At 33.1% G+C, this 26,552-nt stretch carries 36 protein-coding genes; 35 read left to right on the top strand and 1 reads right to left on the bottom strand.

Annotated elements, in window-relative coordinates; genetic code table 11:
* Positions 1–2 precede the first annotated feature (2 nt).
* The 27 genes from rpsC (at position 3) to ctlX (ending at position 16,700) form a co-directional block, all read left to right on the top strand.
* A complete protein-coding gene (gene rpsC, locus DMB68_RS16360) occupies positions 3–764 on the top strand; it encodes a 30S ribosomal protein S3 (RefSeq protein ID WP_007803635.1) in 762 nt (253 codons plus the stop codon).
* A gap of 19 nt (positions 765–783) precedes the next feature.
* Complete coding sequence (gene rplP, locus DMB68_RS16365) at positions 784–1,209, top strand: 50S ribosomal protein L16 (RefSeq protein WP_007803637.1); 426 nt, start codon at positions 784–786, stop codon at positions 1,207–1,209.
* A 13-nt stretch (positions 1,210–1,222) separates the two neighbouring features.
* Complete coding sequence (gene rpmC / locus DMB68_RS16370) at positions 1,223–1,414, top strand: 50S ribosomal protein L29 (protein ID WP_031456038.1); 192 nt, start codon at positions 1,223–1,225, stop codon at positions 1,412–1,414.
* Positions 1,415–1,431: 17 nt separating this feature from the next.
* Positions 1,432–1,692 (top strand): 30S ribosomal protein S17, encoded by a 261-nt coding sequence (gene rpsQ, locus DMB68_RS16375; protein ID WP_059114054.1) that lies wholly within the window; start codon positions 1,432–1,434, stop codon positions 1,690–1,692.
* A gap of 2 nt (positions 1,693–1,694) precedes the next feature.
* Positions 1,695–2,063 carry a 50S ribosomal protein L14 gene (gene rplN, locus DMB68_RS16380; RefSeq protein WP_007803649.1) on the top strand — a complete coding sequence of 123 codons (369 nt, stop codon included), beginning with the start codon at positions 1,695–1,697 and terminating at the stop codon, positions 2,061–2,063.
* A gap of 11 nt (positions 2,064–2,074) precedes the next feature.
* Positions 2,075–2,389, top strand: a complete 315-nt coding sequence (rplX, locus tag DMB68_RS16385) for a 50S ribosomal protein L24 (protein ID WP_007803650.1) — start codon at positions 2,075–2,077, stop codon at positions 2,387–2,389.
* Between the two features lie 2 nt (positions 2,390–2,391).
* Positions 2,392–2,943: a 50S ribosomal protein L5 gene (gene rplE / locus DMB68_RS16390; protein WP_007803652.1), complete on the top strand. Its 552-nt coding sequence runs from the start codon at positions 2,392–2,394 to the stop codon at positions 2,941–2,943.
* Between the two features lie 3 nt (positions 2,944–2,946).
* Entirely contained in the window at positions 2,947–3,216 is a 270-nt protein-coding gene (gene rpsN, locus DMB68_RS16395; protein WP_031456037.1) for a 30S ribosomal protein S14, read from the top strand.
* 104 nt (positions 3,217–3,320) lie between these two features.
* Positions 3,321–3,719, top strand: a complete 399-nt coding sequence (gene rpsH, locus DMB68_RS16400) for a 30S ribosomal protein S8 (protein WP_007803657.1) — start codon at positions 3,321–3,323, stop codon at positions 3,717–3,719.
* Positions 3,720–3,738: 19 nt separating this feature from the next.
* Positions 3,739–4,281: a 50S ribosomal protein L6 gene (gene rplF, locus DMB68_RS16405; RefSeq protein ID WP_110347733.1), complete on the top strand. Its 543-nt coding sequence runs from the start codon at positions 3,739–3,741 to the stop codon at positions 4,279–4,281.
* 11 nt (positions 4,282–4,292) lie between these two features.
* Positions 4,293–4,643, top strand: coding sequence for a 50S ribosomal protein L18 (gene rplR, locus DMB68_RS16410; RefSeq protein WP_110347734.1), 351 nt, complete (start codon positions 4,293–4,295; stop codon positions 4,641–4,643).
* Positions 4,644–4,646: 3 nt separating this feature from the next.
* The gene (gene rpsE / locus DMB68_RS16415; protein ID WP_085950271.1) at positions 4,647–5,171 is read left to right on the top strand and encodes a 30S ribosomal protein S5; all 525 of its coding nucleotides are present in this window, start codon (positions 4,647–4,649) and stop codon (positions 5,169–5,171) included.
* 12 nt (positions 5,172–5,183) lie between these two features.
* Positions 5,184–5,366: a 50S ribosomal protein L30 gene (rpmD, locus tag DMB68_RS16420; RefSeq protein WP_017495010.1), complete on the top strand. Its 183-nt coding sequence runs from the start codon at positions 5,184–5,186 to the stop codon at positions 5,364–5,366.
* An 11-nt stretch (positions 5,367–5,377) separates the two neighbouring features.
* Positions 5,378–5,830 carry a 50S ribosomal protein L15 gene (gene rplO, locus DMB68_RS16425; protein ID WP_017495009.1) on the top strand — a complete coding sequence of 151 codons (453 nt, stop codon included), beginning with the start codon at positions 5,378–5,380 and terminating at the stop codon, positions 5,828–5,830.
* Between the two features lie 12 nt (positions 5,831–5,842).
* Positions 5,843–7,189: a preprotein translocase subunit SecY gene (gene secY, locus DMB68_RS16430; RefSeq protein ID WP_110347735.1), complete on the top strand. Its 1,347-nt coding sequence runs from the start codon at positions 5,843–5,845 to the stop codon at positions 7,187–7,189.
* Positions 7,190–7,196: 7 nt separating this feature from the next.
* Positions 7,197–7,412, top strand: a complete 216-nt coding sequence (gene infA / locus DMB68_RS16435; protein WP_007136545.1) for a translation initiation factor IF-1 — start codon at positions 7,197–7,199, stop codon at positions 7,410–7,412.
* 12 nt (positions 7,413–7,424) lie between these two features.
* On the top strand, positions 7,425–7,541 hold the full coding sequence (ykgO, locus tag DMB68_RS16440; protein WP_002987490.1) for a type B 50S ribosomal protein L36: 117 nt from the start codon (positions 7,425–7,427) through the stop codon (positions 7,539–7,541).
* Positions 7,542–7,543: 2 nt separating this feature from the next.
* The gene (gene rpsM, locus DMB68_RS16445; RefSeq protein WP_031456033.1) at positions 7,544–7,918 is read left to right on the top strand and encodes a 30S ribosomal protein S13; all 375 of its coding nucleotides are present in this window, start codon (positions 7,544–7,546) and stop codon (positions 7,916–7,918) included.
* An 8-nt stretch (positions 7,919–7,926) separates the two neighbouring features.
* Positions 7,927–8,310 carry a 30S ribosomal protein S11 gene (gene rpsK, locus DMB68_RS16450; RefSeq protein WP_007803677.1) on the top strand — a complete coding sequence of 128 codons (384 nt, stop codon included), beginning with the start codon at positions 7,927–7,929 and terminating at the stop codon, positions 8,308–8,310.
* A gap of 92 nt (positions 8,311–8,402) precedes the next feature.
* Positions 8,403–9,008, top strand: a complete 606-nt coding sequence (gene rpsD, locus DMB68_RS16455) for a 30S ribosomal protein S4 (RefSeq protein WP_007803679.1) — start codon at positions 8,403–8,405, stop codon at positions 9,006–9,008.
* A gap of 21 nt (positions 9,009–9,029) precedes the next feature.
* Complete coding sequence (locus DMB68_RS16460) at positions 9,030–10,022, top strand: DNA-directed RNA polymerase subunit alpha (protein WP_026109818.1); 993 nt, start codon at positions 9,030–9,032, stop codon at positions 10,020–10,022.
* 62 nt (positions 10,023–10,084) lie between these two features.
* Positions 10,085–10,576 (top strand): 50S ribosomal protein L17, encoded by a 492-nt coding sequence (rplQ, locus tag DMB68_RS16465; RefSeq protein ID WP_110347736.1) that lies wholly within the window; start codon positions 10,085–10,087, stop codon positions 10,574–10,576.
* 252 nt (positions 10,577–10,828) lie between these two features.
* Positions 10,829–11,947: a glutamine-hydrolyzing carbamoyl-phosphate synthase small subunit gene (carA, locus tag DMB68_RS16470; RefSeq protein WP_110347737.1), complete on the top strand. Its 1,119-nt coding sequence runs from the start codon at positions 10,829–10,831 to the stop codon at positions 11,945–11,947.
* A 102-nt stretch (positions 11,948–12,049) separates the two neighbouring features.
* Complete coding sequence (gene eno, locus DMB68_RS16475) at positions 12,050–13,342, top strand: phosphopyruvate hydratase (protein ID WP_110347738.1); 1,293 nt, start codon at positions 12,050–12,052, stop codon at positions 13,340–13,342.
* Between the two features lie 155 nt (positions 13,343–13,497).
* Positions 13,498–14,775 carry a citrate synthase gene (locus DMB68_RS16480; protein WP_110347739.1) on the top strand — a complete coding sequence of 426 codons (1,278 nt, stop codon included), beginning with the start codon at positions 13,498–13,500 and terminating at the stop codon, positions 14,773–14,775.
* 59 nt (positions 14,776–14,834) lie between these two features.
* Positions 14,835–15,749 (top strand): dimethylarginine dimethylaminohydrolase family protein, encoded by a 915-nt coding sequence (locus DMB68_RS16485; RefSeq protein ID WP_110347740.1) that lies wholly within the window; start codon positions 14,835–14,837, stop codon positions 15,747–15,749.
* A gap of 15 nt (positions 15,750–15,764) precedes the next feature.
* Positions 15,765–16,700: a citrulline utilization hydrolase CtlX gene (ctlX, locus tag DMB68_RS16490; protein ID WP_110347741.1), complete on the top strand. Its 936-nt coding sequence runs from the start codon at positions 15,765–15,767 to the stop codon at positions 16,698–16,700.
* Positions 16,701–16,763: 63 nt separating this feature from the next.
* Here ctlX and DMB68_RS16495 read toward each other — a convergent pair whose 3' ends face one another.
* Positions 16,764–17,393, bottom strand: a complete 630-nt coding sequence (locus DMB68_RS16495; RefSeq protein WP_110347742.1) for a MarC family NAAT transporter — start codon at positions 17,391–17,393, stop codon at positions 16,764–16,766.
* A gap of 155 nt (positions 17,394–17,548) precedes the next feature.
* Here DMB68_RS16495 and DMB68_RS16500 point away from each other — a divergent pair, with 155 nt between their 5' ends.
* The 8 genes from DMB68_RS16500 (at position 17,549) to DMB68_RS16535 (ending at position 26,527) form a co-directional block, all read left to right on the top strand.
* Positions 17,549–17,914, top strand: coding sequence for a CoA-binding protein (locus DMB68_RS16500; protein ID WP_110347743.1), 366 nt, complete (start codon positions 17,549–17,551; stop codon positions 17,912–17,914).
* A 172-nt stretch (positions 17,915–18,086) separates the two neighbouring features.
* Positions 18,087–18,707 carry a recombination mediator RecR gene (recR, locus tag DMB68_RS16505; protein ID WP_110348044.1) on the top strand — a complete coding sequence of 207 codons (621 nt, stop codon included), beginning with the start codon at positions 18,087–18,089 and terminating at the stop codon, positions 18,705–18,707.
* Between the two features lie 71 nt (positions 18,708–18,778).
* Positions 18,779–19,570 (top strand): polysaccharide biosynthesis/export family protein, encoded by a 792-nt coding sequence (locus DMB68_RS16510; protein ID WP_110347744.1) that lies wholly within the window; start codon positions 18,779–18,781, stop codon positions 19,568–19,570.
* Positions 19,571–19,586: 16 nt separating this feature from the next.
* A complete protein-coding gene (locus DMB68_RS16515) occupies positions 19,587–22,037 on the top strand; it encodes an exopolysaccharide transport family protein (protein WP_110347745.1) in 2,451 nt (816 codons plus the stop codon).
* 9 nt (positions 22,038–22,046) lie between these two features.
* Positions 22,047–23,030: an SDR family oxidoreductase gene (locus DMB68_RS16520; RefSeq protein WP_110347746.1), complete on the top strand. Its 984-nt coding sequence runs from the start codon at positions 22,047–22,049 to the stop codon at positions 23,028–23,030.
* A gap of 21 nt (positions 23,031–23,051) precedes the next feature.
* Entirely contained in the window at positions 23,052–24,443 is a 1,392-nt protein-coding gene (locus tag DMB68_RS16525) for a UDP-glucose 6-dehydrogenase (protein WP_110347747.1), read from the top strand.
* Positions 24,444–24,455: 12 nt separating this feature from the next.
* Positions 24,456–24,932 carry a UpxY family transcription antiterminator gene (locus DMB68_RS16530; protein ID WP_110347748.1) on the top strand — a complete coding sequence of 159 codons (477 nt, stop codon included), beginning with the start codon at positions 24,456–24,458 and terminating at the stop codon, positions 24,930–24,932.
* Positions 24,933–25,243: 311 nt separating this feature from the next.
* Positions 25,244–26,527 (top strand): nucleotide sugar dehydrogenase, encoded by a 1,284-nt coding sequence (locus tag DMB68_RS16535; protein WP_110347749.1) that lies wholly within the window; start codon positions 25,244–25,246, stop codon positions 26,525–26,527.
* The last annotated feature ends 25 nt before the right edge of the window (positions 26,528–26,552 follow it).

The following is a 26,552-nucleotide window of genomic DNA, read 5'->3' on the forward strand; positions in this document are numbered from 1 at the left end:
GCATGGGACAAAAGACAAATCCAATTGGAAATAGACTTGGTATCATCAGAGGATGGGACTCAAACTGGTATGGTGGAAATGATTACGGCGATAAATTAGCTGAAGATCACAAAATCAGAAAGTATATCCATGCTCGTTTATCAAAAGCTAGTGTATCAAAAGTGATCATCGAGAGAACTTTAAAGCTTGTAACCGTTACTATCACTACTGCTAGGCCTGGTATCATTATCGGAAAAGGTGGGCAAGAGGTAGACAAGTTAAAAGAGGAACTTAAGAAAGTTACTGACAAAGAGGTTCAAATCAACATCTTTGAAATCAAAAGACCTGAATTAGATGCTTATCTTGTGGCGACAAGCATCGCTCGTCAAATCGAAAGCCGTATTTCTTACAGACGTGCAATCAAAATGGCTATTGCTGCTTCTATGCGTATGAATGCTGAAGGTATCAAAGTTTTGATTTCTGGTCGTTTGAATGGAGCTGAGATGGCACGTTCTGAAGGTTTCAAAGAAGGTAGAATTCCTCTATCAACTTTCAGAGCTGATATTGATTATGCTTTGGCTGAAGCTCATACTACTTATGGTAGAATGGGGATCAAAGTATGGATCATGAAAGGTGAAGTTTATGGAAAGAGAGATCTTTCTCCACTTGCAGGGATGGATAAAAAACAATCTGGAACTGGTGGTGGTAAAGGTGGTGATTCTCCAAGAGGAGATAGAAAGCCCTTTAATAAAGGTGGTAAACCAGACGCTCGTAAAAGAAAGTAAATTTTTAAACTAAAGAAAAATGTTACAGCCTAAAAGAACAAAATACCGTAAGGTACAAAAGGGTAAGATGAAAGGTAACTCTCAAAGAGGTCATGAACTTTCTAATGGAATGTTTGGTATTAAATCTGTACATGAAGATGGAATGTTCTTAACTTCTCGTCAAATCGAAGCTGCACGTATCGCTGCAACTCGTTTCATGAAGAGAGAAGGACAATTATGGATCAAAATATTTCCAGACAAACCAATTACTAAGAAACCTCTTGAGGTGCGTATGGGTAAAGGAAAAGGTGCCGTTGAGTATTGGGCTGCCGTTGTTAAACCCGGAAGAATTATGTTTGAAGTTGGAGGAGTTCCTTTATCAGTTGCAAAAGAGGCTTTACGTCTTGCAGCTCAAAAGCTTCCAGTAAAAACTAAATTCGTTGTTGCTAGAGATTTCGAAGCATAATTAAATTTATATTATGAAACAATCAGAAATAAAAGATCTTTCTGCAGCGGAGTTGCAAGAAAAACTTAGTCAAACTAAGAAAGTATATGCTGACCTAAAAATGGCTCATGCTATTTCTCCAATTGAGAACCCGCTTCAAATTAGAAGTGTAAGAAGAACAGTTGCAAGATTGGCTACAGAGTTAACTAAAAGAGAGTTACAATAATTGTATTCTGCTGAAAGATGGAAGAAAAAAGAAATTTAAGAAAAGAAAGAATTGGTGTTGTTACTTCAAATAAAATGGATAAATCTATTGTTATTGCTGAAGTAAGAAGAGTAAAGCACCCATTATACGGTAAGTTCGTGTTGAAAACTAAGAAATATGTTGCACACGACGAAACAAACGACTGTAACATTGGAGATACTGTAAGAATTAGCGAAACGCGTCCTTTAAGTAAAACAAAATGTTGGAGATTAGTTGAAATCTTAGAAAGAGCTAAATAATTATGGTACAACAGGAATCAAGACTAAAAGTAGCAGATAACACGGGAGCAAAAGAAGTTTTAACTATCCGTGTTTTAGGAGGTACCAAAAGAAGGTATGCCTCTGTTGGTGACAAGATTGTAGTATCTATTAAAGATGCAACTCCAAACGGTAACGTTAAAAAAGGGGCTGTTTCAACTGCAGTTGTTGTACGTACCAAAAAAGAAGTGAGAAGAGCTGATGGTTCTTATATCCGTTTCGATGACAATGCGTGTGTTCTTTTGAATGCTGCAGGTGAAATGAGAGGAACTCGTGTTTTTGGTCCGGTAGCAAGAGAACTTCGTGAAAAACAATTCATGAAAATTGTATCATTAGCACCAGAAGTGCTTTAATTCGTTTTAAGATGATAAAGCTAAAAATAAAATCAGGAGACATTGTAAGAGTAATTGCTGGAGACCATAAAGGTGCTGAAGGTAAAGTTTTACGTGTTTACCGTGAGAAAAATAAAGCGATAGTTGAAGGTGTAAACATGGTTTCGAAACATACAAAACCAAGTGCTAAAAACCCTCAAGGTGGTATCGTTAAGAAAGAAGCTTCTATACAAATATCTAACATTTCACTAATTGATCCTAAGACTAAGGAAACGACTAGAGTTGGTATTAGAGTAGAAGGAGATAAGAAAGTAAGATTTTCAAAAAAATCTAATCAAGTACTATAGTAATGGCATATACACCTAGACTAAAAGAAGAATATAAGAGTAGAGTGATCTCTGCTCTTAAAGAGGAATTCGGATATACAAACGTAATGCAAGTTCCAAAACTTGAAAAAATCGTTTTGAGCCGTGGAGTTGGTGCAGCTGTATCTGATAAAAAACTTATTGACTATGCGGTTGATGAGTTGACAAAGATCACTGGACAAAAAGCAGTATCTACAATTTCAAAGAAAGACGTTGCGTCTTTCAAATTGAGAAAAGGGATGCCTATTGGAGCAAAAGTTACTTTACGTGGCGAAAGAATGTACGAGTTTTTAGACAGACTTGTTACTTCTGCTTTGCCACGTGTTAGAGATTTTAGTGGTATCAAAGCTACTGGTTTCGACGGAAGAGGTAATTATAATCTTGGAGTTTTAGAGCAAATCATTTTTCCAGAAATTGATATTGATAAAGTAAACAAAATTTCAGGAATGGATATTACTTTTGTTACTACTGCAAAAACAGACAAAGAGGCAAAGTCATTATTGGCTGAATTAGGTTTACCTTTTAAAAAGAATTAAGACATGGCTAAAGAATCAATGAAAGCCCGTGAGGTGAAAAGAGAGAAAACGGTAGCTAAGTATGCTGAAAAAAGAAAAGCTTTGTTAGAAGCTGGAGATTATGAAGGTTTACAAAAATTACCTAAAAATGCTTCGCCAGTTCGTTTGCATAATCGTTGTAAACTAACGGGTAGGCCAAGAGGTTATATCCGTCAATTTGGTATTTCACGTGTAACTTTCCGTGAGATGGCTAATAATGGACTAATTCCAGGGGTGAAAAAAGCATCTTGGTAATCTCACAATAAGTTTGTACTTTTGCAAACCAAAAAATAATTTTAATTGATTAAAGGTTCGGGGGACGAGTGTCTCCCGAAAACCATAATCGCAATCAAATACATATGTATACAGATCCTATTGCAGATTATTTGACTAGAGTTCGTAACGCTGTGGCTGCAAATCACAAAGTTGTTGAAATTCCGGCATCTAATCTAAAAAAAGAAATAACTAAGATCTTATTTGATCAAGGTTATATCTTGAGTTACAAATTTGAGGACAACACAGTTCAGGGTTCAATCAAAATTGCTTTAAAGTATGATAAAGATACTAAAGAGCCAGTAATTAAAGATATCCAAAGAATTAGTAAACCAGGTTTGCGTAAGTATGCTGGTGCTGCCAAATTACCTAGAATCCTTAATGGATTAGGAATTGCAATTGTTTCTACATCAAAGGGTTTGATGACTGGAAAACAAGCTAAGCAATTAAATGTAGGTGGTGAAGTAATTTGTTACGTATACTAATTTTAAACACTAGATAAAGATGTCAAGAATAGGTAAAAGCCCAATTGTAATCACTGCTGGTGTAACTGTAGAAGTTAAAGACGGTATTATTACAGTAAAAGGAAAAAAAGGTCAACTAACTCAGGAGTTTTCGGACGTTACTGTAAAAGTTGAAGGCGATCAGGTTTTAGTAGAAAGATCGTCTGATCATAAAGACCAAAGAGCAAAACACGGATTATACAGATCATTAATCAGTAATATGATTGTTGGTGTGTCTGAAGGTTTTACTAAAGAACTTGAATTAGTTGGGGTTGGTTATAGAGCTTCAAACCAAGGTCAAAAGTTAGATTTAGCTCTTGGATATTCTCACAATATTGTTTTAGAAGTTGCTCCTGAAGTAGTTGTTGAAACAATATCTGAAAAAGGAAAGAACCCTATCGTAAAATTAACATCATTTGATAAACAACTTTTAGGGCAGGTAGCTGCGAAAATCAGAGGTTTCCGTAAGCCTGAGCCGTACAAAGGAAAAGGTGTTAAGTTTGTGGGTGAAGTATTAAGAAGAAAAGCAGGTAAATCAGCTTAAAAAATAAGATTATGTCATTAACAAAATCTGATAGAAGACAGAGAATTAGATTCAGAATTAGAAAATCGATTAGTGGTACTGCTGCTAACCCAAGGCTATCTGTATTTAGAAGTAACAAAGAAATTTACGCTCAACTTATTGATGATGTAAATGGAGTTACTTTATTAGCTGCATCTTCAAGAGAAAAAGAAATAGGAAACGGTACTAACGTTGAAATTGCTGCTGCAGTTGGAAAACTTGTTGCAGAGAAAGCGTTAAAAGCTGGAATTGATACCATCACTTTTGATAGAGGTGGATATTTATACCACGGTCGTATTAAATCATTAGCAGAAGGCGCAAGAGCGGCTGGACTTAAATTCTAATATATTATGTCTAAATACAAAAATGTAGAATTGGTAAAACCTAGTGGTCTTGAACTTAAAGATCGTCTGGTAAGTGTTAATCGTGTTACTAAAGTTACAAAAGGTGGTAGAGCTTTCGGTTTTTCTGCTATTGTAGTTGTAGGTGATGAAAATGGAGTAGTTGGTCACGGATTAGGAAAATCTAAAGACGTTTCTGAAGCAATTGCGAAAGCAGTGGAAGATGCTAAGAAAAATTTAGTGAAAATTCCTTTGAATGGACAATCTGTTCCTCACGAACAAAAAGGTAAATTTGGTGGTGCACGTGTATTCTTAATTCCTGCTTCTCATGGTACAGGAGTTATTGCTGGTGGAGCTGTTCGTTCAGTTCTTGAATCAGTAGGTATTCATGATGTATTATCAAAATCTCAAGGATCATCAAATCCTCATAACGTAGTGAAAGCAACTTTTGATGCTTTATTACAAATGAGAAGCGCTTACACTGTTGCAAAACAAAGAGGTGTTTCTTTAGAAAAAGTTTTTAAAGGTTAATTCAAGGAAATTATGGCTAAATTATTAGTAAAACAAGTAAGAAGCAAAATCAACTGCCCTCTTTCTCAAAAGAGAGGTTTGGAAGCTTTGGGTCTACGTAAAATGGGACAAGTTGTAGAGCATGATTCAAACCCTGCTATCCTTGGGATGATAAACAAAGTTAAACACTTAGTTTCTGTCGAAGAAGCTAAATAACAAATACTGTTATGAATTTAAGTAACTTACAACCAGCTGAAGGGTCAACGCACAATCAAAATAAAAGATTAGGTAGAGGAGAAGGATCTGGAAAAGGTGGTACTTCTGCAAGAGGTCACAAAGGAGCAAAATCTCGTTCTGGTTATTCTAAAAAGATTGGTTTTGAAGGAGGGCAAATGCCACTTCAAAGACGTGTGCCTAAGTTTGGTTTCACAAACATCAACCGTAAAGAATACGAAGGTGTTAATTTAGATACGCTTCAATTATTAGTAGACAATGGTGTGATTACTGATTCTGTTTCAATGACAGATTTTGTAGCAAATCGTCTAGCTACCAAAAATGAAATCGTTAAGATTTTAGGTAGAGGAGAATTGAAAGCAAAATTAAAAGTAACTGCTCACAAATTTACTGCTACTGCAAAAGCTGCTATTGAAGCTGCTGGTGGAGAGGCTGTAACAATATAATTTTTCTATTGTATGAAGAAATTTATTGAATCAATAAGTAATGTTTGGAAAATCGAAGAACTGAAAAACAGAATCCTGATCACATTAGGTTTGCTTTTAGTATATCGTTTTGGAGCACACGTTACGCTTCCTGGAATTGACGCAACTCAATTGACTGGTTTAGCGGGACAAACAAAAAATGGTTTAGGATCCATCCTGGACATGTTCACCGGAGGTGCTTTTTCTAAAGCTTCAGTTTTTGCTTTAGGGATTATGCCTTACATTTCTGCGTCTATTGTTGTCCAGTTAATGGGAATTGCGATTCCATATTTGCAAAAACTTCAAAACGATGGAGAGAGCGGTAGAAAAAAAATTAATCAAATTACACGTTGGTTAACTATTGCTATTACATTGGTTCAAGGTCCGACTTATATTTATAATTTATACAGAACACTGCCTGGTAATGCATTTTTGCTAGGATTTAATTCTCCTGAATTTTTGTTTTCTTCTGTTATAATCTTGGTTACTGGTACTATTTTTGCTATGTGGCTTGGGGAAAAAATTACAGATAAAGGTATTGGAAATGGAATTTCATTATTGATTATGGTTGGTATTTTAGCTCGTTTACCTCAAGCTTTTATACAAGAATTTACAACCAGAGTTACGAATAACAATGGTGGTCCTATGTTGTTGGTTATTGAAATTATTGTATGGTTATTAGTTATTATTTCTTGTGTGTTGCTTACTATGGCAGTGCGTAGAATTCCTGTTCAGTATGCTCGTCGTACAACTACGGGGGATTACGAGCAGGATTTAGCAGGTGGTAACAGACAATGGATTCCGCTTAAGCTTAATGCTTCTGGGGTTATGCCAATCATATTCGCCCAGGCAATTATGTTTATTCCTGCTGCTGTAGCTGGATTGTCTAAATCTGATACATCACAATCTATCGTTGGAACATTTAGTAATATGTTTGGTTTTTGGTATAATTTTGTATTTGCAACTTTAATTATTGTATTTACATTCTTTTATACTGCAATTACTGTGCCTACTAATAAAATGGCTGATGATTTAAAAAGAAGTGGTGGTTTTATCCCTGGAGTTCGTCCAGGAGCTGAAACCTCAGAGTTTCTTGACAAAGTGATGTCTTTAATAACTTTCCCAGGATCTTTATTCCTTGCTTTGATTGCTGTGTTCCCGGCTATTGTTGTAAGTGTTATGGATGTACAACAATCTTGGGCAATGTTTTTTGGAGGTACCTCATTAATAATTATGGTTGGAGTTGCAATAGATACTATTCAACAAATCAATTCATACTTGTTAAACAAACATTATGATGGTTTAATGAAGACTGGTAAAAATAGAAAAGCGGTAGCTTAATATATTTATGGCAAAACAATCAGCAATAGAACAAGACGGATCAATTATTGAAGCATTATCAAATGCTATGTTCCGTGTAGAATTAGAAAATGGACATATTGTAATTGCTCATATTTCAGGAAAAATGCGTATGCATTATATCAAATTATTACCTGGTGATAAAGTGAAACTGGAAATGAGTCCTTATGATTTGTCAAAAGCAAGAATTACTTATCGATATTAAAGGATATTCACTATGAAAGTTAGAGCATCAGTAAAAAAGAGAAGTGCCGAGTGCATTATCGTGCGTAGAAAAGGGAGACTGTACGTAATAAACAAAAAGAATCCTAGATTTAAACAAAGACAAGGATAATTATGGCAAGAATAGCAGGGGTAGATATCCCAAAAAATAAGAGAGGCGTTATAGCACTTACCTATATCTTCGGATTAGGGAGAAGTAGAGCAATTGAGATTTTAGAAAAAGCTCAAGTTAGCCAAGATAAAAAAGTTCAAGATTGGAATGATGACGAGATCGGAGCAATTCGTGATGCTGTTGGATTTTACAAAATTGAAGGAGAATTACGTTCTGAAGTTTCTTTGAACATCAAACGTTTAATGGATATTGGATGTTACAGAGGTATCCGTCACAGATCTGGTCTTCCGTTAAGAGGACAAAGAACTAAAAATAACTCTAGAACAAGAAAAGGTAAAAGAAAAACTGTTGCTAACAAGAAAAAAGCAACTAAATAATAAGTAATATGGCTAAAGCAACTGCAAAAAAACGTAAAGTTATCGTTGAATCAACGGGTGAGGCTCATATTTCTGCCACTTTCAACAATATCATTATTTCTTTGACAAATAAGAAAGGTGAAGTTATTTCTTGGTCTTCAGCTGGTAAAATGGGTTTCAGAGGTTCTAAAAAGAACACTCCTTACGCGGCTCAGATGGCAGCAGAAGATTGTAGTAAAGTAGCTCTAGAGGCAGGACTTAAAAAAGTTAAGGTTTATGTAAAAGGACCAGGAAATGGGCGTGAGTCTGCTATCCGTTCTATTCATAACGGTGGAATTGAAGTTACTGAGATTATCGATGTTACTCCAATGCCTCATAACGGTTGTCGTCCTCCAAAAAGACGTAGAGTTTAATAATATTGTTTAAGTATAACAAGGTGGAATAAACGATTATCGAAGGATATGACCTGAATTCATAATCTCTACCTTAAATTTAATTTTTAGAAATGGCAAGATATACTGGTCCTAAAACTAGAATTGCTCGTAAATTTGGCGAAGCAATATTCGGAGATGATAAATCTTTCGAAAAAAGAAATTACCCACCTGGACAACACGGGATGGCTAAAAAAAGAGGTAAAAAATCTGAATACGCTGTTCAGTTAATGGAAAAGCAAAAAGCTAAATATTCTTACGGAATTTTAGAAAAGCAATTCAGAGGTTTATTCAAAAAAGCATCAGCTACTAAAGGTGTTACCGGTGAGGTTCTTTTACAATTATGTGAAGCAAGATTAGATAATGTTGTTTTTAGAATGGGAATTGCTCCATCTCGTAGAGGTGCAAGACAATTAGTTTCTCACAGACACATTACTGTTAACGGAGAAGTTGTAAATATTCCTTCTTACCACCTTAAGCCTGGTGATAAAGTTGCAGTTCGTGAAAAATCTAAATCATTAGAAGCTATCGAACGTTCTTTATCAAATTCAAGTCATGTTTATGAATGGATTACCTGGAACAATGATCTTAAAGAAGGGACTTTCGTTTCTGTACCTGCGAGACTTCAAATTCCAGAAAACATTAAAGAACAATTAATCGTAGAGTTGTACAACAAATAATAATTGACTTAGTCGAAATTTATGGCAATATTTAATTTTCAAAAGCCCGATAAAGTTATCATGATCGATTCAACCGATTTTGAAGGTAAATTTGAATTTAGACCTTTAGAACCCGGTTATGGATTGACTGTTGGTAATGCACTTAGAAGAGTTTTGCTTTCAGCATTAGAAGGTTATGCAATCACATCGGTACGTATCGAAGGTGTAGATCATGAGTTTTCTACTATTTCAGGTGTTGTTGAAGATGTTACCGAAATTATCCTTAATCTGAAACAAGTACGTTTCAAACGTCAAATTGAAGATATAGATAATGAAGCAGTTACAATTTCTGTTTCTGGTAAAGATCAATTAACAGCAGGTGATTTTCAAAAATTTATCTCAGGTTTCCAAGTTCTGAATCCAGACTTAGTTATCTGTAATTTAGATTCTAAAATCAAATTGAACTTCGATTTAACAATCGAAAAAGGTAGAGGATACGTTCCTGCTGAAGAAAACAAAAAACAGAATGCTGCAATTGGAACGATTTTTACAGATTCTATTTTTACTCCGGTAAAAAATGTAAAATATGCAATCGAAAACTTCCGTGTAGAGCAAAAAACAGATTACGAAAAATTAGTTTTTGAAATTAAAACTGATGGATCTATTAATCCAAAAGATGCTCTTACTGAGGCTGCTAAAGTTTTAATTCACCATTTCATGTTGTTTTCTGATGAAAGAATTACACTTGAGGCTGACGAAATTGCACAAACAGAATCGTATGATGAAGAGTCATTGCATATGAGACAATTGCTTAAAACTAAGCTTGTTGATATGGATTTATCTGTAAGAGCATTAAATTGCTTGAAAGCGGCTGAAGTTGATACACTTGGTGATTTAGTATCGTTCAATAAAAATGACCTAATGAAATTCCGTAATTTTGGTAAAAAATCTTTAACTGAACTTGATGAACTTGTCGCAGTGAAGAATTTAACTTTCGGAATGGATTTAGCTAAATACAAATTAGATAAAGAATAATTTACTTCATATTTTGCTCTCCATAGTGGATTGTAGCAAGATGAAGATAAAAAAAACACGTCATGAGACACGGAAAAAAATTCAACCACTTAAGCAGACAGACTGGACATAGAAAAGCTATGTTGGCTAATATGGCTTGTTCTCTTATTGAGCACAAACGTATTAATACTACTGTTGCTAAAGCTAAAGCGCTTAAACAATTTGTTGAGCCTTTAATCACTAAATCAAAGGAAGATACGACTCACAACCGTCGTATTGTTTTTGCTTACCTGCGTAGTAAGTATGCTGTAACTGACTTGTTCAGAGATGTAGCTGCTAAAGTTGGTGACCGTCCAGGTGGATACACTCGTATCATTAAAGTTGGAAATCGTTTAGGGGATAATGCTGATATGGCAATGATCGAACTTGTAGATTTCAACGAACTTTACAATGGTGGTAAAAAAGAAGTTAAAAAAGCAAAAAGCCGTCGTGGTGGTAAAGCTAAAAAAGCTGAGGAAGCAACTCCGGAAGCTCCTGCTGCTGAATCAGAAACGACTACTGAAGCTTCTGAGTAATTATGAAAGTAATGATTCTATAGAAATCAAGGATAAGCTAATTTTTAGTTTATCCTTTTTTTTTGATTTTTTTATAAAGAAAATAGAATTTAACTTATTTAAGAGATTAGGTTTTATTTTTATTAATGAAATTTTTAAAAAATTTTGGAGGCACTCTTTTAAAAAAGTAAATTTGCAAAATATCTAATTACAAAATAAATTTCCTTTTTGGATTTTTGTTAGAAAATTAAAATAAACAATACAAATTAAAGAATGAAATACACAACACGACAAAGCGCCATTTTATTACTAAGCGATGGAACTATTTTTCATGGTAAGTCTATAGGTATTAGCGGTAAAACTTTTGGAGAGGTTTGTTTTAATACTGGGATGACGGGATATCAGGAGATTTTTACAGATCCGTCTTATTTTGGTCAAATTATGGTTGCTACCAATGCTCATATTGGCAACTATGGTGTTAATGATTTGGAAATAGAATCTGATAGCGTAAAAATAGCTGGTTTGGTTTGTAAAAACTTCAGCTTTAATTATTCAAGAGAAGATGCATCTGGAAGTTTAGAAGATTATTTTACTAAGCAAAATTTAATCTGTATTTCTGATGTTGATACAAGAGCTCTTGTAAGTTATATTCGTGATAATGGAGCAATGAATGCTGTTATTTGTACAGATGGGACTTCGATTGATGAATTGAAAAAAGAATTGGCCAATGTGCCAAATATGGAAGGTTTAGAGTTGGCATCAAAAGTCTCAACTACTGAGCCTTATTTTTTTGGTGATGAAAATGCTAAATACAAAATTTCAGCTTTGGATCTTGGAATTAAAAAGAATATTTTGAGAAATCTTGCTAAAAGAGATTGCTACATTAAGGTTTTTCCATATGATTCTACTTATGAAGATTTGACAGCTTTTAACCCTGATGGATATTTCTTGTCAAATGGACCAGGTGACCCTGATCCTCTCCATGGAGCAATTGAAGTGGCAAGAAGCATTATTGCAGATGATAAGCCTTTGTTTGGAATTTGTTTGGGACATCAAATAATCGCTTTAGCAAATGGGGTTAAAACATATAAAATGTTTGGAGGTCATCGTGGAATTAATCATCCTGTAAAAAATATTATCACTGGGAGAGGAGAAATTACTTCTCAAAATCATGGCTTTGCTGTAAAAAGAGAAGCTTTAGAAGGGCATCCTGAATTAGAGTTGACACATATTCATTTGAATGATGATACTGTAGCAGGAATGCGTATGAAGAATAAAAATTGTTTTTCAGTACAATATCATCCAGAGGCTAGTCCTGGTCCACATGATTCATCTTATTTATTTGATCAATTCGTTGAGAATATAAAACAAGCAGGGTCTAAAACGATGTAGTTAATAAATAAAGATGATTAATAATAAGAATGCGTTTTTAGTATTAAATATTTTTATACTTTCGAAAAAAAAAACATAATTTATTAATAAAAAACAAAAATAATGAGTATTATAATTAAAGTTCACGCAAGACAAATTCTTGATTCCAGAGGAAATCCTACTATTGAAGTTGATGTAGTAACTGAAAATGGTGTATTAGGTAGAGCTGCTGTTCCGTCTGGAGCATCTACTGGAGAACACGAAGCTGTTGAATTACGTGATGGAGGTAAGGCTTATCTTGGAAAAGGAGTTTTGAATGCAGTGAATAATGTAAATACCGTTATTGCTGAAGAATTGGTTGGGACATCTGTATTTGAGCAAAATACGATCGATCAGTTAATGATTGATTTAGATGGAACTCCAAATAAATCTAAATTGGGAGCTAATGCTATCTTAGGAGTTTCTTTGGCTGCTGCAAAAGCTGCTGCTAACGAACTTGGATTGCCATTATACAGATATGTAGGTGGTGTTTCTGCTAATACTTTACCGGTTCCTATGATGAATATCATCAATGGAGGTTCTCACTCTGATGCACCTATTGCTTTTCAGGAGTTTATGATTTTCCCTGTGAAAGCCACTTCTTTTACACATTCTATGCAAATGGGAACTGAAATCTTCCATAGCTTGAAAAAAGTTTTACATGATAGAGGTTTGAGTACTGCTGTAGGTGACGAAGGTGGTTTTGCTCCAAACTTAGCTGGTGGAACTGAAGATGCCTTAGATACAATTAAATTAGCTGTTGAAAAAGCTGGTTATTCTTTTGGAGATGAAATTATGATCGCTCTTGACTGTGCTGCTTCTGAGTTTTATGTAAACGGTAAATACGATTACACTAAATTTGAAGGTGAAACCGGAAAAATCAGAACTTCTGAAGAGCAAGCCGATTATTTAGCTGAACTTGCTGCTAAATATCCAATCATATCTATCGAAGACGGTATGTATGAAGATGACTGGGATGGATGGAAATATTTAACTGAAAAAATTGGAGATAAAGTACAATTAGTTGGAGATGATTTATTCGTAACTAATGTTGAGCGTTTATCTACAGGAATCCAAAAAGGTATTGCAAATTCAATTTTAGTAAAAGTAAACCAAATTGGTACTTTGACTGAAACGATTGCTGCTGTAAATATGGCTAAAAATGCTGGTTATACTTCAGTAATGTCTCACCGTTCAGGAGAAACGGAAGATAATACAATCGCTGATTTAGCTGTAGCTTTAAACTGTGGACAAATTAAAACAGGTTCTGCTTCCCGTTCTGATCGTATGGCAAAATACAATCAATTATTAAGAATCGAGGAAGAATTAGGAAGTACTGCTTATTTTCCGGGGTTAAACGCTTTTAAAATCAAATAATTTAAAGAGTTATATTGTAGATTTAGGCCATTCGTGTAAACGAATGGCTTTTTTTTGGAGTTTTAACAAATTCATAGTATTATTCCTTTTTTAATTAGTCTTAAATTCCTTAGATTTGATAAATTATTATTTTAAAGAATTATTTCCCATATATTATGTCAAAAATAGCTACATTAGAAGTAGATGGTAAGAAAATTGAACTTCCGGTAATTACAGGAAGCGAAAATGAATCGGCTATCGATATTAACAAATTACGTGACTTAACTGGTATTATTACTATTGATCCTGGTTATAAAAATTCTGGCTCTTGCAAAAGTGAAATTACTTTCTTGGATGGAGAATTAGGAATTCTGCGTTACAGAGGATATTCAATCGAAGATTTAGCGGAAAAAGCAAGTTTTTTAGAGACCTCTTACCTTTTGATTTTTGGAGAGTTACCAACTGCTCAGGAATTAGAACAATTTGAAAATGACATCAAAAAACATTCTTTGGTAAACGAAGAAATGAAAAATATTATTGATGGGTTTCCAAAAACAGCACATCCAATGGGTGTTTTGTCAGCATTAACTAGTGCTTTAACTGCTTTTAATCCTAAAGCAGTAAATGTTGATAACGAAAAAGAAATGTATGAGGCTATTTGTAAAACAATGGCAAAATTTCTTGTAATTGCTACATGGACGTATAGAAAATCAATGGGTTACCCTTTGAATTATTATGATAATACAAAAGGATATGTTGAAAGCTTTATGCAATTAATGTTTAAATTGCCTACTGGTCCTTACGAAGCAAATCCTGTAATTGTAAATGCTTTAGATAAATTGTTTATTCTTCATGCAGATCATGAGCAAAACTGTTCTACTTCTACAGTTAGGATGGTGGGTTCTTCACATGCAGGTTTGTTTGCGTCTGTCTCTGCGGGAGTTTCAGCTCTATGGGGTCCTCTTCACGGAGGTGCAAATCAGGCAGTTCTTGAGATGTTGGAAGATATTAATAAAGACGGTGGAGATACAGATAAATTTTTAGCGAAAGCAAAAGATAAAAACGATCCATTCAGATTAATGGGATTCGGACACAGAGTTTATAAAAACTTTGATCCAAGAGCTAAAATTATCAAAAAAGCAGCTAAAGAAGTATTGGAAACTTTAGGAGTTGAAGATCCGATTTTGGAGATTGCAAAAAAATTAGAATCAGCTGCTCTTGAAGACGAATATTTCAAATCAAGAAATTTATATCCAAATGTAGATTTCTATTCTGGAATTATTTACAGAGCTTTAGGTATTCCAACTGATATGTTTACAGTAATGTTTGCAATTGGAAGACTACCTGGTTGGATTGCACAATGGAAAGAAATGCGTGAAAATAAAGAGCCAATCGGAAGACCAAGACAAATTTATACTGGACATCCATTGAGAGATTTCAAATCAAATAAATAAAAAAAAGCTTCACTTAACTGTGAAGCTTTTTTTTATATTTGCAACAAAATCTAACAATTATGTTGCAATTAAATGTTAAGAATGAAACTTCAAGATTGCGTGCTGTAGTTTTGGGTTCTGCTGTTCACAATGGACCGACACCTTTAGTACACGAGGCTTATGATCCTAAATCACTAGAACACATAAAAGCCGGGACTTATCCTCTCGAAAAAGATATGATTGTCGAAATGGATGCATTTAATGCTGTTTTTCAAAAATATGATGTAGAAGTTTATCGTCCTGAAATGATAGAGGATTATAATCAGATTTTTACCAGAGATATTGGATTTGTAATTGATGACATATTTATAAAATCGAATATTTTACCTGACAGAGAACATGAGCTTGATGCGATTCAATATGTGATTAATGAAATTGATTCAATAAAAGTTGTTCGTCCGCCGGAAGAAGTTCACATTGAAGGAGGCGACGTGATGTTGTGGAATGACTATGTTTTTATAGGAACATACAAAGGAAGTGATTATAAAGATTATATTACTGCACGTACTAATATGCAGGGTGTAAATTATATTAAAGAATTATTTCCGAATAAAATTGTTAAAGAATTCGATCTGGTTAAATCTAAAATTGAAGCCCGGGATAATGCTTTGCACTTAGATTGTTGTTTTCAGCCTGTTGGAAAAGATAAAGGAATTATTTATAAAAGAGGTTTTCGTGAAGAAGCTGATTATATGTATTTGGTCAATCTTTTTGGAAAGGAAAATTTATTTCATATTGAAAGAAATGAAATGTATAATATGTTTTCGAATGTATTTTCAATTGATGAAAATATTGTGGTTTCAGAGAAGAATTTTACAAGATTAAACAATTGGTTACGTGCTAAAGGCTTTATAGTTGAAGAAATTCCGTATGCTGAAATCGCGAAGCAGGAAGGGTTGTTGAGATGTTCGACTTTGCCTTTAATTAGAGATTAATTTTATTTTTTAAATATGAAACAAACTACAAACTCAATTATAATGATTCGCCCTGTTGCCTTCAGAATGAATGAACAGACGGCTGTAAATAATTATTATCAAAAAGTTTTAGACGGACTTTTACCAAGTACGGTAAATGCAAAAGCGCAGCAGGAATTTGATGCTTTTGTAGAAAAATTGAGAGCAGTTGGCGTAGATGTTACTGTTATAGAAGATACATTAGAAACAGATACACCGGATAGTATTTTTCCGAACAACTGGGTGTCGTTTCATGAAAATGGAGAAGTAGCGCTATATCCAATGTTTGCAGAAAATCGTCGTCAGGAACGCCGGGAAGATATTTTGGATGTTTTGGAAGAAAAAGGTTTCGAAATCAGTGATATTATGGATTATACTTCTGCAGAAGAAGATGGAATCTTTCTTGAAGGAACCGGAAGCTTAATTTTAGACAGAGCTAACGGAAAAGCATATTGTGCCTTATCACCTCGGGCAGATGAAGAATTGTTTATCGAATTCTGTGAAGATTTTGATTATGCTCCGGTAATTTTTGAAGCTTTTCAGTCAGTAGATGGGGAACGTAAACTAATCTATCATACAAATGTGATGATGTGTTTAGGAGAAACTTTTGTGGTTATTTGTGCAGATAGCATTGATGATAAAAAAGAACGAAAAATGGTTTTGGAAAATCTAAAAGCTGATAATAAAGAAATTATTTTGATTACGGAAGCACAAGTAAATAATTTTGCTGGTAATATGTTGGAGATTCGGGGAGCGAATGATAAAAAGTATATAGTTATGAGTACATCTGCGCACCAGAGTCTAACTGAAAAACAAATTACACAATTAGAAAGTCATGCTGAAATCTTAAGTTCAAGTTTAGATACTATTGAAGCTTGCGGTGGAGGAAGTGCAAGGTGTATGATGGCTGAAGTTTTCTTGCCAAAAAACTGAAAATAATTTAAATAAAAAGGGGATAAAAATTTATGTTTTATCCCTTTTTTCTGTTTTAATGAGTTACATCAAATTTCCTTTTATGATATTGATTATTGAGCTCACGATATATTGAATTCCTATAGCAATTACAATGAAACCAATTATTCTGGAAATAGCTACAATTCCTGATGCGCCTAAGATACGAGCTAAATAATGTGCACTTTTTAAGATAATAAAAATGGTAATTGCTATCGCTAAAATAGCTAAACTTGAAATTATTATTTCTTTTATTTCATGATGTTCCTGATAGAAAGCAATTAACAAAGAAATAGATCCAGGTCCTGCAAGCATCGGAATTGCCAATGGTGTTAATGCAATGTCATTTCTTTTTTGCGCATCATTTTCAACCTTTTTGTTAATTCCTCTTTTCTTACTGATTTTTCCGGACAACAATGAAAAACCTGAATTTAAGATTACCAGACCTCCGGCAATTCTAAGTGCATCAATGCTAATTCCAAAAAAGGTCAGTACATATTGCCCGATAAAGAAAGAAACAATTAAAATTATGAAAACATTAATGGCTGTCCATAATGAAATTCGGGATCGTTCACTGTCTGAATCATCATGGGTAAGTCCTACGAAAATAGGTACAGTGCCAATTGGGTTTAATACAGAGAAAAGAGCAGCAAATAAATAAATGAATAAATCCATAATGGTTTAGGTTTGTAGAGTAAAAATAATCAAATTTTAAGATTTTACTCAAATATCATGTTGTGATATTGTTTTTTCTCTTTTAAAGCTGTAAATTCATAATGAGCAGGTAATTCAGCCTTTTTTGCTTACTTTTGTGACATATTCAGAAATAAATGAAAAATAAAAAAACTTTAGTTCTAGGTGCAACAACAAAACCAGAACGTTATGCTTTTAGAGCCATAAATATGCTGACTCAAAAGGGACATACAGTTTTGGCTATAGGTCAAAATGCAGGTGAAGTTGCAGGTGTAAAAATTCATACCAAAGCCATTCCCGTTAAAAATATAGACACAGTAACTTTATATTTAAATCCGGCTCGTCAGCGTGATTACTACAATTATATTATCGAATCACAGCCTAAGCGGGTAGTTTTTAATCCCGGAACCGAAAACCCTGAGTTGTATCAGCTTCTTGAACTTAATAATATCAAAGCCGAGGTTGCCTGTACATTAGTTCTGTTGGCAACAAATCAATATTAGTTTTAGGAGCTATTTCCTGCTGTACACTATATCTTTAGTGCCGAACCCCGGCACAAAAGGATACTGTTTCCATCAGGGCTATAAATGATGTTTTTACAATAACTTTTGTGATGTGAGAAGGATGTTTAAATTACAAGTCCTGTCAAACCATAAAAGTATTATTTTTGTTTTCATGGAATTTTCATCAAAATTAATAGAAAAAGCAGTTAATGAAATGTCGCAGTTGCCCGGAATTGGCAAGCGTACAGCTTTGCGATTAGTTCTTCACCTATTAAAACAGCCTAAAGAACAAACAGTTTTTTTATCACAGGCATTGCTAAATATGCGCGAGGATATAAAATTTTGCGAAAATTGCCACAATATTTCGGATACAAAGGTTTGTGAAATCTGCGCTAACTCATCAAGAAACCATCAGACGATTTGTGTTGTAGAAGATATCAGGGATGTGATGGCTATAGAAAATACAGCACAATATAAAGGGATTTATCATGTTTTAGGAGGTAAGATTTCTCCAATTGAAGGAGTTGGACCAGGTCAGTTAAACATAATAACTTTAGTCGAAAAAGTAAAATTAGGTAAAGTCGTCGAAATTATTTTTGCATTAAGTTCTACAATGGAAGGCGATACTACAAATTTTTATATTTATAAACAAATTGCCGATTATGAAATTATAATTTCTACAATAGCGAGAGGAATTTCAGTAGGAGATGAATTAGAATATGCAGATGAAGTTACACTAGGCCGAAGTATTTTGCATCGCGTGCCTTTCGAAAAAACATTCAAAAACAATTAAATAAAATACAAATAGAGTAAGATTTCCTGAAGATTACAGGAATAGCTATATTTGCGTATAAAATTTTAAAAATGACAAAAAACTGTTTTTATCTATTATTGATTAGTACGTTTTTCACATCATGTATTCCCGTAAAAGATTTAGTGTATTTGCAGGACAAAGAAACAACCGGAACAAAAACTACGGTTTCTGCTGTTGAATCTAAACCTTACAGGTTACAAGTTAACGATGTTTTAAGTGTAGATATCAAAGCAATAGATCCTAAATTGGTTGCTATTTTTAAAGCTACTGAAACTGAAAATAGTAATTTAAGCAAATCCGAGTCACAATTGTATTTTAGCGGCTTTACTGTTGATGATCATGGAAATATAAGGATGCCAATTTTAGGTGAAATAAATGTAATTGGTTATACACTTGAAGAAGTACGCCTCAAAATTGAAAAAAAACTACTTGAAGAATACTTTAAAACAGAAGCAAATATATTTGTTACCGTAAAATTAGCAGGTTTCAGATATACAATAAATGGTGAAGTGGTTGAGACTGGTACAAAAACATTATTTAAGGAAAATGTAAATATAATGGAGGCCATTGCTAATGCAGGAGATATTACAACTGTTGGTAATCGTAAAGCGGTAACTGTAATACGTCAAACGCCAACAGGCGTACAAATGAATGATATTGATCTGACAGATGTAAACGTAATGAAATCGCCTTATTATTATTTACAGCCTAATGATTATGTTTATGTGAAACCTCTAAAACAAAAAACATGGGGCACAGGTCAGACTGGTATACAGTCGATAGGAACAATAATAACTTTGTTATCTTTGGCTACAACAGTTTATTTATTGTTGAAAAATTAAAAACGAAATACAAAAGATGTTAGATATAAAAGATTTTTCGATTTTTGAGAATCATGCAAATTTTGATTTTAAGGGTTTTTTGTTAAAAATTGCGGGGTACTGGAAATTGTTTTTGATGAGTTTAATTATTGCATTTGCTATTGCTTATCAGGTAAACATCAGAAAGGAAAAGATTTATGCCATGCAAACTTTAATTTCGATTAAAGAAGAAAGCAATCCTTTTTTTACATCCAATACAAGCTTGGTTTTTAATTGGGGTGGTATTTCAGATCAGGTGAGTGGTATTTCTACTATTTTGCAATCAAGGTCTCATAACGAATTGGTGGTAGGTAAATTACAGTATTATATAGATTATCTTGAAAAAGGAGAATATAATATGATTGATGTTTATGGCTCCGTCCCCTTTTATGTTAATATTGATAAAACAAAACCTCAATTAACCGGAGCATTAATTAGTGTTAAGTTTTTAAGTCCAAATGAATATGAAATTAGAGTTCCGTTCGAGAATAATTCGGTTTCATTATTTACTTATTCCAACAATAGTTATAGTAATACAGCGGTTCAGCCAATTGAATTTATTAAAAAATATAAAGTTGGGGAGCAAGTTGTGTTGCCATTTTTAAATTGGAATTTGGAAATAACTGATAATCCTGGTGTTTACATTGGAAAAGAATATTTTATTAGATTTAATAATTTTGATGCTACAGTTTCCCGCTATCGAAGAATTAGTGTAGAAACAGATGAAAAGTCAGGTTCTATTCTTGTGTTGTCTCTGCAAGGTACAAATAAGGCCAGAATGGTTGAGTATCTGAATTCTACTGTTAAAATGCTGATTAAGTTTCAATTAGATGGTAAAAATCAATTTGCTACAAATACGATAGCCTTTATCGATAGTACACTCGTGGCAATGGAGTCTCAGTTAAAGGAAACGGGAAATGAGCTTAAATCTTTCAGAAAGGATAAAAACATATATGAAATAGAAGGAGGTGGAGAAAAATTTTCGAATAAGATTCTTGATTTTGATGTTGAAAAAGATGCACTAACGCGTAAAATTGCGTATTATAATTCTTTAAAAGCATATTTAAAAAATAGTACCGATTATTCTAAGTTACCTGCTCCATCAGTTGCAGGAATTGAAGATCCAAATGTTGTCACAAATGTTTCAAAACTTATTGCTTTGTCTGCTCAGAGATCTGAAATGTCTTATGCTGTAAAAAGCGATAAAATTTTTAAAGATTTTGATAATCAAATGATGGCTGTTAAAAATGTTTTGCTCGAAAATATAGTGACAGCGAAATCATCTTTGCAATATGATTTATCTTTAGTTAATAATAAAATAGGTGAAACAGAGAGTACCATTAAGAAGCTTCCGGAAGAACAGCAAGAATTATTAAAAATCAAAAGAAAATATGATTTAAGTGATAATATCTACAGTACATTTCTTCAAAAAAGAAATGAAGCAGAGATTGTAAAAGCTTCTAATTTATCTGATATTCATTTTATAGATACTGCAAAAGATATTGGCGAAGGTTTGATTGGTCCGAAAACTTCAGTAAATTACGTTTTGGCTTTATTTTTAGGGATTTTAATTCCCCTAATTATTGTTTTTATACTTTTCTTTATTAACAATACCATTCAAAATACTGAGGATATTAACAAGCAAACACAGATTCCATTAATAGGAGTTGTAGGTGTTAATAAAGAGAATAGCAATTTAGCCGTTTTTCAGAAACCAAAATCAGCATTATCAGAAGCTTTTAGAGGTATCCGTTCATCGCTACAATTTTTATATAAAAAAAAGCAATTAGACGGAGCAAAAACACTAATGATTACTTCTTCAATTAGTGGAGAAGGAAAGACATTCTGCTCAATTAATATTGCGACTGTTTTTGCCTTAAGTGAAAAAAAAACGGTGATAATAGGAATGGATTTAAGAAAACCAAGATTGGCAGACGAATTTAATTTGATAAACCAATATGGAGTAGTTAATTATTTGATAAAGCAAAAAAAGCTGACCGAAATAATAAATAAAACTCAGATTCCATATCTTGACGTAATTCTTTCAGGACCAATTCCTCCAAATCCTTCAGAATTAATTATAAGCGAAGTAATGGGAGAATTGATTGATGAACTTAAAAAATCATATGATTATATTATACTGGATACACCTCCAGTTGGACTTGTTTCTGATGCATTTGAATTGATGCAATTTAGTGATGTTACACTTTATGTTGTGAGGCAAAATTATTCAAAAAAGGAAATGATAACATTGTTAAATAACCGCGTAAAAAGAGGTGAGTTAAACAATGTTAGTATTGTTTTAAATGGTTTTGAAAACAAAGCTAAATATGGATCCGCATATGGCTATGGGTATTATGGTGGCTATGGGTCATATTCAAATGGTTATCATGAAGATGAAAATAAAGTAAGCTTTCTTCAAAACATTTTCAAAACATTTAAAAAATAAATAAAATAGATGAAAGCAAACGTTCAAAAGACTATTTTAATAACAGGTGGGGCTGGTTTTATTGGCTCTAATCTGTGTGAATATTTTTTAAATTCCGGGCAAAAAGTAATTTGTTTGGATAATTTTTCAACGGGGCATCATCATAATTTAAACGGTTTTATAACAAATTCAAATTTTAAACTGATTGAAGGAGATATTCGAAATATATCTGATTGTAATTTAGCTGTTGATGGTGTAGATTATATATTACATCAGGCAGCACTAGGCTCTGTTCCCCGCTCTATAAACGATCCGATTACTACTAATGATGTCAATGTTTCAGGTTTTTTGAATATGTTGGTTGCCGCACGTGATGCTAAAGTAAAAAGATTTATATATGCAGCAAGTTCTTCTACTTATGGGGACTCTGAAGGATTGCCAAAGATAGAAGAGGTAATAGGCAAGCCATTATCTCCATATGCAATAACTAAATATGTAAATGAATTGTATGCTGAAATTTTTAGTAAAACGTATGGATTAGAAACCATAGGGTTGCGTTATTTTAATGTTTTCGGAAGAAAACAAGATCCCAAAGGAGCTTACGCTGCAGTGATTCCTAAATTTGTAATGCAATTAATGAACTACGAAAGCCCGGTGATTAATGGTGATGGAAATTATTCAAGGGATTTTACTTATATAGATAATGTTATTCAGATGAACGCTCTGGCAATTTCGTCTAATAATTCCGACGCAATTAATACTGTTTATAACACAGCGTTTGGAGATAGAAATACTTTGAATGATTTAGTTAAATATTTAAAAAAATATTTAATCAAGTTTGATGCAAAAATTGCTGATGTGCCAATCGTTTATGGTGAAACAAGAATTGGAGATATACCGCATTCATTAGCAAGTATAGATAAAGCAAAAATAATGTTAGGATATAATCCTAAATACTCACTCGAAGAAGGGCTCAAAGAAGCGGTAAGTTGGTATTGGGATAATTTAAAATAAAGAAAGTATAATATAGAAAATATGAAAATTACAAAAATTTGTTGCATCGGTGCAGGTTATGTAGGAGGGCCAACTATGGCAGTAATCGCACAAAAATGTCCACATATTCAAGTAACTGTTGTTGATTTGAATGAGCAAAGAATTAAAGACTGGAATGATCCAAATACAGAAAATATTCCAATTTATGAGCCAGGTCTTTCTGAAGTTGTAGCAGAGGCAAGAGGTAGAAATCTTTTCTTTTCAACCAATGTAGAAAAAGCAATAGATGATGCTCAGATTATTTTTATTTCGGTAAATACACCTACTAAAACTTATGGTAAAGGTAAAGGAATGGCAGCTGATTTGAAATTTATAGAATTATGTGCCAGACAGATAGCAAAAGTTTCTAAAAGTAATAAAATAGTTGTCGAAAAATCAACTTTGCCTGTTCGTACTGCTGAGGCTATAAAAAGTATTTTGGATAATACTGGAAATGGTGTTCAATTTCAGATTCTTTCTAATCCTGAATTTTTGGCTGAAGGAACTGCTATTACTGATTTATTAAATCCTGATAGAATTCTTATAGGCGGGGATTCAACTCCGGAAGGAGAGGATGCAATTAATGCATTAGTAGATGTTTACGCTAATTGGGTAAGTAAAGATAAAATCCTAACAACAAATGTTTGGTCGTCTGAATTGTCTAAACTTACGGCAAATGCTTTTTTGGCTCAACGTATTTCATCAATTAATGCGATGTCTGAATTATGTGAGAAAACAGGTGCAGATGTAAGTGAGGTGGCTCGTGCTATTGGAATGGATAGCCGTATTGGTTCTAAGTTTTTAAAGGCTTCCGTAGGATTTGGGGGTTCCTGTTTTCAAAAGGATATTCTTAATTTGGTTTATATCGCAAAATCTTACGGATTAAATGAGGTTGCTGATTATTGGGAGCAAGTAATCATTATGAACGACTATCAAAAGAGAAGATTTTCGAATAAAATTGTTCAGACGTTATATAATACAGTAGCCGATAAAAAAATAACTTTTTTAGGATGGGCATTTAAAAAAGATACAAACGATACACGCGAATCTGCTGCGATATATGTGGCAGATGATTTGATCAACGAACAAGCTAAAATTTCGGTTTATGATCCAAAGGTATCAAGAAATAAAATTTTGAGTGATTTAGATTATTTACAAACCAGAAGTTCTTCAGAAAATAATGATGCTGTTTTAACTTTTGACAATTCTTATGAAGCTTGTAAAGGAGCACATGCGATTGCAATACTTACTGAGTGGGATGAATTTGTAAAATATGATTGGCAAAAAATATATGATTCTATGCAAAAGCCGGCTTTTGTTTTTGATGGAAGAAATATTTTGAATGCAAAAGAATTAAAATCAATTGGTTTTATTTACAACGGAATAGGTTCTTAAAAATAAAATCACATGAATTGGTATGTTGTTTATACAAAACCTAAATGGGAAAAAAAAGTAGCTGAAAAATTAAATGAAATAGGAATTGAATGTTATTGTCCTTTAATCACCCAGATAAAACAATGGTCAGACAGAAAGAAAAAAGTCGAAGTTCCTCTTTTTAATTCTTATGTTTTTGTCCAATTGCAAGATACAGATAGAAATGCTGTGTTTCAGGTTGCAGGAGTTGTACGTTATTTATTTTGGTTAGGTAAAGCCGCTATTGTTCGTGATGAAGAAATTGTAACAATTAAAAAAAGTCTGACAAATACAAATATTTCTGAGATTTCTATTGTTCCTTATAAAAAAGGAGATAAAATAAAACTGGAAGATGGAGTTTTTAGTAGCCAGGATGCAGTTATTCAAGAAGTAACCAATACTCATTATATTTTAGTTTTAGAATCTTTAGGATGCGTTTTGAAAATGAAATATAAAAAAGAGTCATTTTAGGTATGTCATGGTTAAATTAAGAATAAGCTTAGTTTTTTAGTATGGTAAATCTAAATTGCTATTTAGTAAAAAGGATTTGAAAAGAATGAAAATCACCAGATTCAGTGGTTTTCATTCTTTTTTTATGTGTATCCTTTTGATTGATAGGTTTTTAAATTTTGTTTTTTTGAGGGAATTATAAGATATTTTGAGGTTGATAAAATTGACTTAATGTGTTATATTTGCTGAAATTGAATTCTTCGATATTCATGTCATCATGTGACTTTGAATAGCGAAGCCGTGCAATGAGATAAACGAAATTAAGGAAAAATATGAATAATAACGTAAAAATAGCCGTTATTGGATTAGGTTATGTAGGATTGCCTTTGGCTCGTTTATTTGCTACAAAATATCCTGTAGTAGGTTTTGATATTAATGAATCAAGAGTTATAAGTTTAAAGCAGGGAACTGATACTACATTAGAAGTTGAAGATGCTATTTTGCAAAGGGTATTAATAGATACACCAAATCAAACAAAAGGACTTTATTGTACTTCAGATATAAAAAATATTGCTGATTGCAATTATTTTATAATAACCGTTCCAACCCCTGTAGATAGAAATAATCGACCTGATTTGACTCCTTTGTATAAAGCTAGTGAATCAGTTGGTAAACTATTAAAACAAGGGGATGTTGTGATTTATGAATCAACAGTTTATCCTGGTGTAACAGAAGAGCAATGTGTACCGGTTTTAGAAAAAATATCAGGCTTAAAATTCAATGTAGATTTTTTTGCAGGATATTCACCTGAAAGAATTAATCCTGGAGATAAGGAACACACTGTAGAGAAAATCCTGAAAATTACATCAGGGTCAACCTCTGAAGTAGGCTTAAAAGTTGATGCGCTTTATAAATCTGTTATTACAGCCGGAACATATTTAGCGCCAACAATAAAAGTTGCTGAAGCTGCTAAAGTAATTGAAAATTCACAAAGGGATATTAATATTGCTTTTGTAAATGAACTTGCAAAAATATTCAACTTAATGAATATTGATACTCAGGAAGTATTAGCAGCAGCAGCTACTAAATGGAATTTTCTCCCTTTTAAACCGGGTTTAGTGGGCGGGCACTGTATAGGGGTTGATCCTTATTATCTGGCACAAAGGGCACAAGAATTTGGATATCATCCTGAAATAATTTTAGCCGGACGTCGTTTAAATGATAGTATGGGTGAATATATAGCATCTCAGGTTGTGAAACTAATGATTAAAAAAGGGATCTCTGTAAATAATGCAGAACTTTTGATGCTTGGAATCACTTTTAAAGAAAACTGTCCTGATGTTCGTAATACTAAAATTGTAGATGTAATAAGGGCATTAAAAGAATATGGTATTTCTGTTACCATTTTTGATCCATTAGCTAACATCAATGAAGTTAAAAAAGAATATGGATTAACAACAATAAGTGTACTTCCAAAAGAAAAATTTGACGCTATAGTTTTAGGAGTTGCTCATTCCGAATTTTTAAAGTTAGATTTTCTGGAAATTCAAAAAACAAATAGTTTAATATATGATGTAAAAGGAGTTTTGGGAGCTATAGCAGACAATAGATTATAGTTTTTAAAACTCTTTTTTTTATTTA

Source organism: Flavobacterium hydrophilum, from assembly GCF_003202405.1.
Classification (GTDB): Bacteria; Bacteroidota; Bacteroidia; order Flavobacteriales; family Flavobacteriaceae; genus Flavobacterium; species Flavobacterium hydrophilum.

Coding starts and splice junctions, on each gene's coding strand:
- DMB68_RS16530 (WP_110347748.1), top strand. CDS start 24,456: ATGAATTGGTATGTTGTTTATACAAAACCTAAATGGGAAAAAAAAGTA.
- DMB68_RS16495 (WP_110347742.1), bottom strand. CDS start 17,393: ATGGATTTATTCATTTATTTATTTGCTGCTCTTTTCTCTGTATTAAAC.
- ykgO (WP_002987490.1), top strand. CDS start 7,425: ATGAAAGTTAGAGCATCAGTAAAAAAGAGAAGTGCCGAGTGCATTATC.
- rplQ (WP_110347736.1), top strand. CDS start 10,085: ATGAGACACGGAAAAAAATTCAACCACTTAAGCAGACAGACTGGACAT.
- carA (WP_110347737.1), top strand. CDS start 10,829: ATGAAATACACAACACGACAAAGCGCCATTTTATTACTAAGCGATGGA.
- rpmD (WP_017495010.1), top strand. CDS start 5,184: ATGGCTAAATTATTAGTAAAACAAGTAAGAAGCAAAATCAACTGCCCT.
- DMB68_RS16485 (WP_110347740.1), top strand. CDS start 14,835: ATGTTGCAATTAAATGTTAAGAATGAAACTTCAAGATTGCGTGCTGTA.
- rpsQ (WP_059114054.1), top strand. CDS start 1,432: ATGGAAGAAAAAAGAAATTTAAGAAAAGAAAGAATTGGTGTTGTTACT.
- rpmC (WP_031456038.1), top strand. CDS start 1,223: ATGAAACAATCAGAAATAAAAGATCTTTCTGCAGCGGAGTTGCAAGAA.
- rpsD (WP_007803679.1), top strand. CDS start 8,403: ATGGCAAGATATACTGGTCCTAAAACTAGAATTGCTCGTAAATTTGGC.
- recR (WP_110348044.1), top strand. CDS start 18,087: ATGGAATTTTCATCAAAATTAATAGAAAAAGCAGTTAATGAAATGTCG.
- DMB68_RS16510 (WP_110347744.1), top strand. CDS start 18,779: ATGACAAAAAACTGTTTTTATCTATTATTGATTAGTACGTTTTTCACA.
- DMB68_RS16525 (WP_110347747.1), top strand. CDS start 23,052: ATGAAAATTACAAAAATTTGTTGCATCGGTGCAGGTTATGTAGGAGGG.
- eno (WP_110347738.1), top strand. CDS start 12,050: ATGAGTATTATAATTAAAGTTCACGCAAGACAAATTCTTGATTCCAGA.
- DMB68_RS16480 (WP_110347739.1), top strand. CDS start 13,498: ATGTCAAAAATAGCTACATTAGAAGTAGATGGTAAGAAAATTGAACTT.
- rplR (WP_110347734.1), top strand. CDS start 4,293: ATGTCATTAACAAAATCTGATAGAAGACAGAGAATTAGATTCAGAATT.
- rpsH (WP_007803657.1), top strand. CDS start 3,321: ATGTATACAGATCCTATTGCAGATTATTTGACTAGAGTTCGTAACGCT.
- rplF (WP_110347733.1), top strand. CDS start 3,739: ATGTCAAGAATAGGTAAAAGCCCAATTGTAATCACTGCTGGTGTAACT.
- rpsK (WP_007803677.1), top strand. CDS start 7,927: ATGGCTAAAGCAACTGCAAAAAAACGTAAAGTTATCGTTGAATCAACG.
- secY (WP_110347735.1), top strand. CDS start 5,843: ATGAAGAAATTTATTGAATCAATAAGTAATGTTTGGAAAATCGAAGAA.
- infA (WP_007136545.1), top strand. CDS start 7,197: ATGGCAAAACAATCAGCAATAGAACAAGACGGATCAATTATTGAAGCA.
- rplO (WP_017495009.1), top strand. CDS start 5,378: ATGAATTTAAGTAACTTACAACCAGCTGAAGGGTCAACGCACAATCAA.
- DMB68_RS16520 (WP_110347746.1), top strand. CDS start 22,047: ATGAAAGCAAACGTTCAAAAGACTATTTTAATAACAGGTGGGGCTGGT.
- DMB68_RS16460 (WP_026109818.1), top strand. CDS start 9,030: ATGGCAATATTTAATTTTCAAAAGCCCGATAAAGTTATCATGATCGAT.
- rplN (WP_007803649.1), top strand. CDS start 1,695: ATGGTACAACAGGAATCAAGACTAAAAGTAGCAGATAACACGGGAGCA.
- rpsM (WP_031456033.1), top strand. CDS start 7,544: ATGGCAAGAATAGCAGGGGTAGATATCCCAAAAAATAAGAGAGGCGTT.
- rpsC (WP_007803635.1), top strand. CDS start 3: ATGGGACAAAAGACAAATCCAATTGGAAATAGACTTGGTATCATCAGA.
- rplE (WP_007803652.1), top strand. CDS start 2,392: ATGGCATATACACCTAGACTAAAAGAAGAATATAAGAGTAGAGTGATC.
- rplP (WP_007803637.1), top strand. CDS start 784: ATGTTACAGCCTAAAAGAACAAAATACCGTAAGGTACAAAAGGGTAAG.
- DMB68_RS16535 (WP_110347749.1), top strand. CDS start 25,244: ATGAATAATAACGTAAAAATAGCCGTTATTGGATTAGGTTATGTAGGA.
- rplX (WP_007803650.1), top strand. CDS start 2,075: ATGATAAAGCTAAAAATAAAATCAGGAGACATTGTAAGAGTAATTGCT.
- rpsN (WP_031456037.1), top strand. CDS start 2,947: ATGGCTAAAGAATCAATGAAAGCCCGTGAGGTGAAAAGAGAGAAAACG.
- DMB68_RS16500 (WP_110347743.1), top strand. CDS start 17,549: ATGAAAAATAAAAAAACTTTAGTTCTAGGTGCAACAACAAAACCAGAA.
- DMB68_RS16515 (WP_110347745.1), top strand. CDS start 19,587: ATGTTAGATATAAAAGATTTTTCGATTTTTGAGAATCATGCAAATTTT.
- ctlX (WP_110347741.1), top strand. CDS start 15,765: ATGAAACAAACTACAAACTCAATTATAATGATTCGCCCTGTTGCCTTC.